The following is a 5931-nucleotide window of genomic DNA, read 5'->3' on the forward strand; positions in this document are numbered from 1 at the left end:
GTCGAACTCCACGGGCAGGGCCTCGATAGCCGTTGCGCTCGACGTCTTGCCTTCCTCTGCAGGCAGCTGCACGAACTGCCTCTCCAGGTGAAATGCCTGGGGGAAAAGCGCATCGATCTTGCGCACATCGAGCCGCAGCAAGGTCTCATGACGCAAGTTCACCAGGGTCAGGCCGACGATAGCTCCTTCGGGCACTTTGCTGCTCAGCACCGCCAGCGCATCGTAGATCCGCGGCGCATCAAGCCCACGGCAGTCGACCGGTGGAAGCTTCATCATGGGGCGGCTGTTAACCGGGCAGTACTGCACCTCTCTGCTCTCCAGGTCAACGAGCAGGAAACCCGTCTCGTTCGCCCATTCGTTGAGGCTGGTGCGCTCGGTGGCCCCGGAATAGCAGACGTGCGGCTTTATGGCAATGTGGCGGTGATAGTGGCCGAGCGCGATGTAGTCGAACGTTTTCATCAGCGCGACTTCCACGTCGGGAAGGCGCTGCTCATTGAACTCCCCCATCGAGTAGGTCTGCCCACTGGTCCAGGCACCATGGGTAACCAGCACGTTGTAGCGGGCCTGCGGCCGGAAGGCAACTGCCTTGAACGCTGCCTCGAGCTCCTCACTCAGCGCACAATGCGGCACGCAGTGAAAGTCCACCTCTCCGATGGAAAAGCGCTCATAGCGCGCGCTATATGCGGCATGCACCTTGGGGAAGAGGGCAATGCTTTCGAAGATCGAGCCTGTGGCAGCGATGCGCGGGGTGGAGTGGTTACCCGACACCATGATGAGCTCGATACCTGCTTCCACGATTTTCTGGATCCCCTCCAAGGCAACTCTGATGGCGCGATTGGTAGGTCTTGAGGTGTGGAAGAGGTCCCCCGCATGGACGAGCACCTCGGGCCTGTGCGCCAAGGCAGCCTCAACCACCTGATTCCACGCGTCGTAAAAGTCCTGTTCCCGCTGGTTGAGTCCAGTACGTGGGTCAATCTTGCCGTATTCTGAGTAGCCCAGATGCGTATCGGAAACGTGAAGAAGTCTCATTGGCCTCATGCCCTCACCCACGATCGGCGCTCTCCTCCCCCTGCGTGCCGCCTTGCGATGAGGCGGCCTTTTTCGCCTGCGCTCCTTCGGGAGGCAAAGGTCTGCACCTCCCCCACCTCACTGGACGAAGGCGCATCGTTCGCTCATCCCGGCCGAAAGATAGCAAACTCTGGGGTGGGAATCAAGCAGCATGATGGGAGGAAACAGCGGGACTGAGAAGAAAATGAAAAGCGGAGGTCGCCGCATGTGCTTGCTGGCGTCCTCCGCCAAAGCCTCACTGTGCCAAAACCCTCACTCCCCGGGTAGAGCAGCCATGACCGGGATGAGAACTGGTACGGCAGTGCCCCAGTCCTCCGCCTAGACGCTGAGTAGGGCAAAGCCGCACCCCAGTTGTCGCTGGCCTCTTCTCGAAGACAGGCTGGTGGCTCCCCAGAGGCAGAAGGTAAAGTTGGCCAAGCCAGGTCTTTTTCCTGGCTGGGAAATGCAACCCTGTCGAGCTGGCCCCCGCGCCAGCTCGACCCGCCTTTGACGTGCGCCTACTTGACCAGCTCCGCCTTCATCACGGCGACTACCGCCTCCTCTGGGCCCTTGCTACTCGCCCTCCCGACCACCACGAACTCGCCGAGGGGCAGGTTGAGGCTCGTGCCCAGGACCACCCCTGGGGTGGGTGCGCTCAAGCGCAGCTTCTCCAATCTTACCGCACCGCCATCCGCCTCCAGGTACTCGACACGCTCGACGCTACAGGAGGCGAAAATCCGCTCAGAGATGCCGACTTGGAGCTGACACAGCTCGCCGCTGTACACGATGGCAGTTCCCGAGCCGAGCAGCGAGTAGTGGCTGTAGCGAAAAAGCGCGCTCAGTTTCCTCACCACCGGGGCAAGGTCTGCGGGAATCTTCCTCTTCCGCTCGCCGCTCCCGTCCGCCAGGAAGAGATGGAGGTCGAGGCGCACCTGCTTGGGCTGCACATCGTAGCGGGCAAGTAGGCCGGCCACTTTGTCCAACACCTCCGGGGTGTCGCGCACGGTGAGCACGCGCATGGTCTGCCCGGGGATGACTTCCCCGTTCCCGCTCAAGAACGGCTTGATCAGGCTCGCCAGCTCGACTGGATTCTTGTACCTAAGGTCAAAGGTGCGAGCGACCAAGGAGCCCTTGGCTCGAAGCCTTATGGTCAGCGACTTCGTTTTACCCGTCGTCACGACAACCCCCCGCTGCAGTTCTTCGGCGTACCCTGCTGCCGTCACGCGTAGGTCGTAGGCGGTGTTCTGCAAACCCTGCAGGACGAACGAGCCACGCTCATCGCTCTCGGCCGCGACCAACCGGCCCCTTTCACCCTCCGGATAGGCCATGATGCTTGCTCCGGCGATCCCCTTGCCGGTGGCTTCGTCCACTACGGTCCCCTCGATTCTGCCCGTCTCCTGGGCCAGGCTAATGCCCGTTGCCAGGAGGAGGGCAAGCAGCGTCACCCCTCGCGTGCTCATCTCTTTTCCTCCTTCGAGTAACGTTCTTTGTTTTCTCTCTTTGCGCTAATCCAGGAGCCAGACGATAGTCATGCGCGGGTCGTCGACGTGCAGGATCAATGCGGTGGTGCCAGGCTCAAGCCCCCCTTCAACCACGGGCAGGGCAACACCCTGGCTCACCAGCTTTTCCGCCGGCTGGAGCGCCCTCTCCCGAGTTGAGCGCATCGAGAAATCACGCAGCCAAAAGACTGCAGCCGCGACCAGCACGGCCAGGCCGACCCCCACGAAGCCCAGCCTCACCCGTGGTGCAGCGTGTTGCGCTGGCTGGCACTCTTGGACCAGGCGTGTCCGGATTCTGGGCCACAGTTGTACCCCGGCGGAAACCTCCTCCGCAGCGACAAGTAAACGCTTGCCCACGGTTAGGGCACGTTCCACGCGCGCAAGCTCAGCCTGGCAGGCCGCGCAGCCACTAAGGTGGCGCCTCAGCCGCTCCTGCAGGCGTGGCGGAAGGTCGTTTCCGGCGTAGAGCTCGATCAGTGCCCGCACCCGTGTACACCTCATCGTCTACCTCTCCAACAGTTCAGGGAATTCGTTTTCGATGATGTGGCGCAGCGCCCGCCGCGCCAGGCAAAGGTGGCTTCTTACGGTACTTTGCCGACAGCCGAGGATGCGCGCGATTTCGGCAATCTCCAGCCCCTCCAGGTCACGGAGCACGAAGGCGGCGCGCTGCTTAACACCAAGGCGTCTCGCCAGGCTTCTCACCACAGTAAAGAGCTCGGCGTTCTCCACCTGTCCGTCGGGTCCGGTGTCCTGGGCTGGTTCCTCCTGCGCAACTTCGTCGTGCGCGAAAACTCTTCCGGCGCCCCGCTCTCGGGCGACGATGTCGTGACAGAGATTGACCACGATGCGGTAGAGATACGTGAAGAGTGGTCGCGCGAGGTCCACCCTGTGCAGGGAGCGGTACAGCCGGACAAACGCCTCGTGGCTCGCCTCGCGTGCCAAGCTCCTATCTCCCAACATGCGCAGCGCTAACGCGAAGACGCGCCTCTGGTAGCTCTCCACCAAGGTGCCGAAGGCTTCCATGTCTCCGCCGCGAGCCTGCTGGAGGAGTTGTCGCTCATCGACTGCTTGCACGCCACCTCTACTTCGCGCCGCCTCTCACCCAGCTCGTGGGTCCACTTGCTACCTGATGATACCGTGTCATGCGCCAAAATGCTGAACGGAAAAGTCCTTTGGCAAGGAATCGAATCTCCTTTAGAAAAGTGGACTACACCGAGCCGACCGACTGTCCGGCACGAGGGCAAAAACAGAGCTGACCCAAGCGAGAATTCGTCATCCCTGTCTTCGCGAACGCCGCGCTTCTTGCCCTGAGTGTGGGATGCGGGAAGAAGGCGGGGAGCGTAACCTCGCCGTCTCTCAAACGGGGTTTTCCTAAGGCTTGAGAAGGACGGCGGTGAGCTTGTGCCGGAAACAAGAAGCATCACTCGCCCACGAAATCGAGCTTGATTGCCAGCATCGACTTTCCTATCTTTGACTCAGCGCGTACTTTGTGCGGAGTCGCGCCGGCCAAATGCCGGCAAGGGGCTTCGTCTGATTGCGCCCGGCGGGTGGCCTTAGCCGCTTTCCCCTTCGACCTGCAGCGGAAGAGACTGGAGGAGGCAAGTATGGAAAACTTTTCTTCCCACGCGTTGCTCATGGCCGCGATCGCCGGCCTAGCGTTGAGCACTGGGAGCGCGAAAGCAAGACAAGTTGCGCTTCTCTCGCCCGACCGACGCACGCAGGTGGTAGTGGACGTGGGACAGGTCATCACCTACTCCGTCCGCCACAACGGGAGGGAGATCCTCTCTCCTTCACCGATTTCCCTGACCCTTGGCGACGGCACCGTCCTCGGTTCCCGGCCCGCGCTCCGGAGGACGCGGCAGCACGAAATCAAACAGGTGATCCGGCCGGTGGTGATGGAGAAGTCGGCGGAAATCCTCGACCATTGCCACGAGTTGGTGCTGGAATTCCAGGGAGGTTTTTCGCTCGTCTTCCGGGCTTACAACGACGGAGTGGCCTACCGCTTTGTCACGCAGCTTCCTGGAGAGATCGTGGTCAAGGCGGAGCAGGCCACGTTCCGATTCCCAGCCGACTGCATGACCTACTTCCCCGAGGAGGAAAGCTTCTTCTCCCACTCGGAGCGGCTCTACCTGCATATCCCCCTGAGCCAGATCACACCGGATCGGTTCTGCTCTCTCCCCGCATTGGTGGAGATCCCCAACGGCCCTAAGGTGGCGATCACCGAATCCGACCTGGAAGACTACCCGGGAATGTACTTGACCGGCTCGAAGGACTGGACCAATGCCCTGGTGGGCCTCTTCCCGCATTACGTACTCGAGGACAGTGCCCGCAACGATCGTGATATTGTGCCGGTCCGGCGCGCCGATTTTCTCGCCCGGACGCGCGGTGAACGGGTTTTCCCCTGGCGGGTGATGGTCATCGCCGATCGAGACGGGGATCTGGTGGAGAGCCAGATGGTGTACAAGTTGGCCCGCCCCTTAGAACTCGACGACACCTCCTGGATCAAGCCAGGCAAGGTGGCCTGGGACTGGTGGAACGCGCTCAACGTGTACGGGGTGGACTTCCGAGCGGGGATCAACACCGCCACCTACAAGTACTACATCGATTTCGCCGCTCGCTATGGGATCGAATACGTGATCCTCGACGAGGGGTGGTACAAGCTGGGCAATCTTCTGGAAGTGAATCCGGACATCGACATGGAGGAACTGACCGCCTATGCCCGCGAAAAGAACGTCGGTCTCATCCTCTGGGTCGTGTGGAAGACGCTGGACAATCAGATGCAGGAGGCGCTGGACCAGTTCCAGCGGTGGGGAATCAAGGGGATCAAGGTCGACTTCATGCAGCGGGATGACCAGGAGGTGGTCAATTTCTACTGGCGGGTGGCCCGCGAGGCCGCCAGGCGCCACATGGTGGTGGACTTTCACGGCGCCCACAAGCCCACCGGCCTCCGGCGGGCCTACCCGAACGTGCTCACGCGAGAGGGGGTGCGCGGCATGGAATGGAGCAAGTGGAGCACCGGCGCTTCGCCCGAGAACGCGGTGACCATCCCCTTCATCCGGATGCTCGCGGGACCCATGGACTACACCCCAGGAGCCATGCTGAATGCCACACGCGAGCAGTTCCGCCCCATCATGACATTGCCGATGAGCCAGGGGACCCGCTGCCACCAGCTGGCCATGTACGTGGTGTACGAAAGCCCCCTGCAGATGCTCTGCGACAGCCCTACTCACTACCTGAAAGAGCCGGAGTGCATGGAATTCCTGGCGAAGGTGCCCACCGTCTGGGACGAGACCCGGGTTCTGGATGCGCGCGTGGCAGAGTACATTCTCGTGGCCCGGCGGAACGGCGAAGATTGGTGGCTTGGGGCCATGACCAACTGGACGCC

The 5931-nt window shown here is 61.7% G+C and carries 5 protein-coding genes; 1 reads left to right on the forward strand and 4 read right to left on the reverse strand.

What is annotated here, in order from left to right; all coding sequences use genetic code 11:
• From H5U38_10915 to H5U38_10930, 4 genes are all read right to left on the reverse strand, one after another.
• On the reverse strand, positions 1–1029 hold a 1029-nt coding region (locus H5U38_10915), incomplete at its 3' end, for an exonuclease SbcCD subunit D (protein MBC7187535.1).
• Positions 1030–1565: 536 nt separating this feature from the next.
• Positions 1566–2507, reverse strand: coding sequence for a carboxypeptidase regulatory-like domain-containing protein (locus tag H5U38_10920; protein ID MBC7187536.1), 942 nt, complete (start codon positions 2505–2507; stop codon positions 1566–1568).
• 45 nt (positions 2508–2552) lie between these two features.
• Positions 2553–3047, reverse strand: a complete 495-nt coding sequence (locus H5U38_10925; protein ID MBC7187537.1) for a zf-HC2 domain-containing protein — start codon at positions 3045–3047, stop codon at positions 2553–2555.
• 3 nt (positions 3048–3050) lie between these two features.
• Complete coding sequence (locus tag H5U38_10930) at positions 3051–3620, reverse strand: RNA polymerase sigma factor (GenBank protein MBC7187538.1); 570 nt, start codon at positions 3618–3620, stop codon at positions 3051–3053.
• 530 nt (positions 3621–4150) lie between these two features.
• On the opposite strand from H5U38_10930, the gene H5U38_10935 reads away from it, so the two are divergent.
• Positions 4151–5931 (forward strand): glycoside hydrolase family 97 protein (locus H5U38_10935; GenBank protein ID MBC7187539.1); only part of this gene is annotated, 1781 nt, incomplete at its 3' end.

Source organism: Calditrichota bacterium, from assembly GCA_014359355.1.
Lineage (GTDB): Bacteria > Zhuqueibacterota > Zhuqueibacteria > JANLFK01 > Oleimicrobiaceae > Oleimicrobium.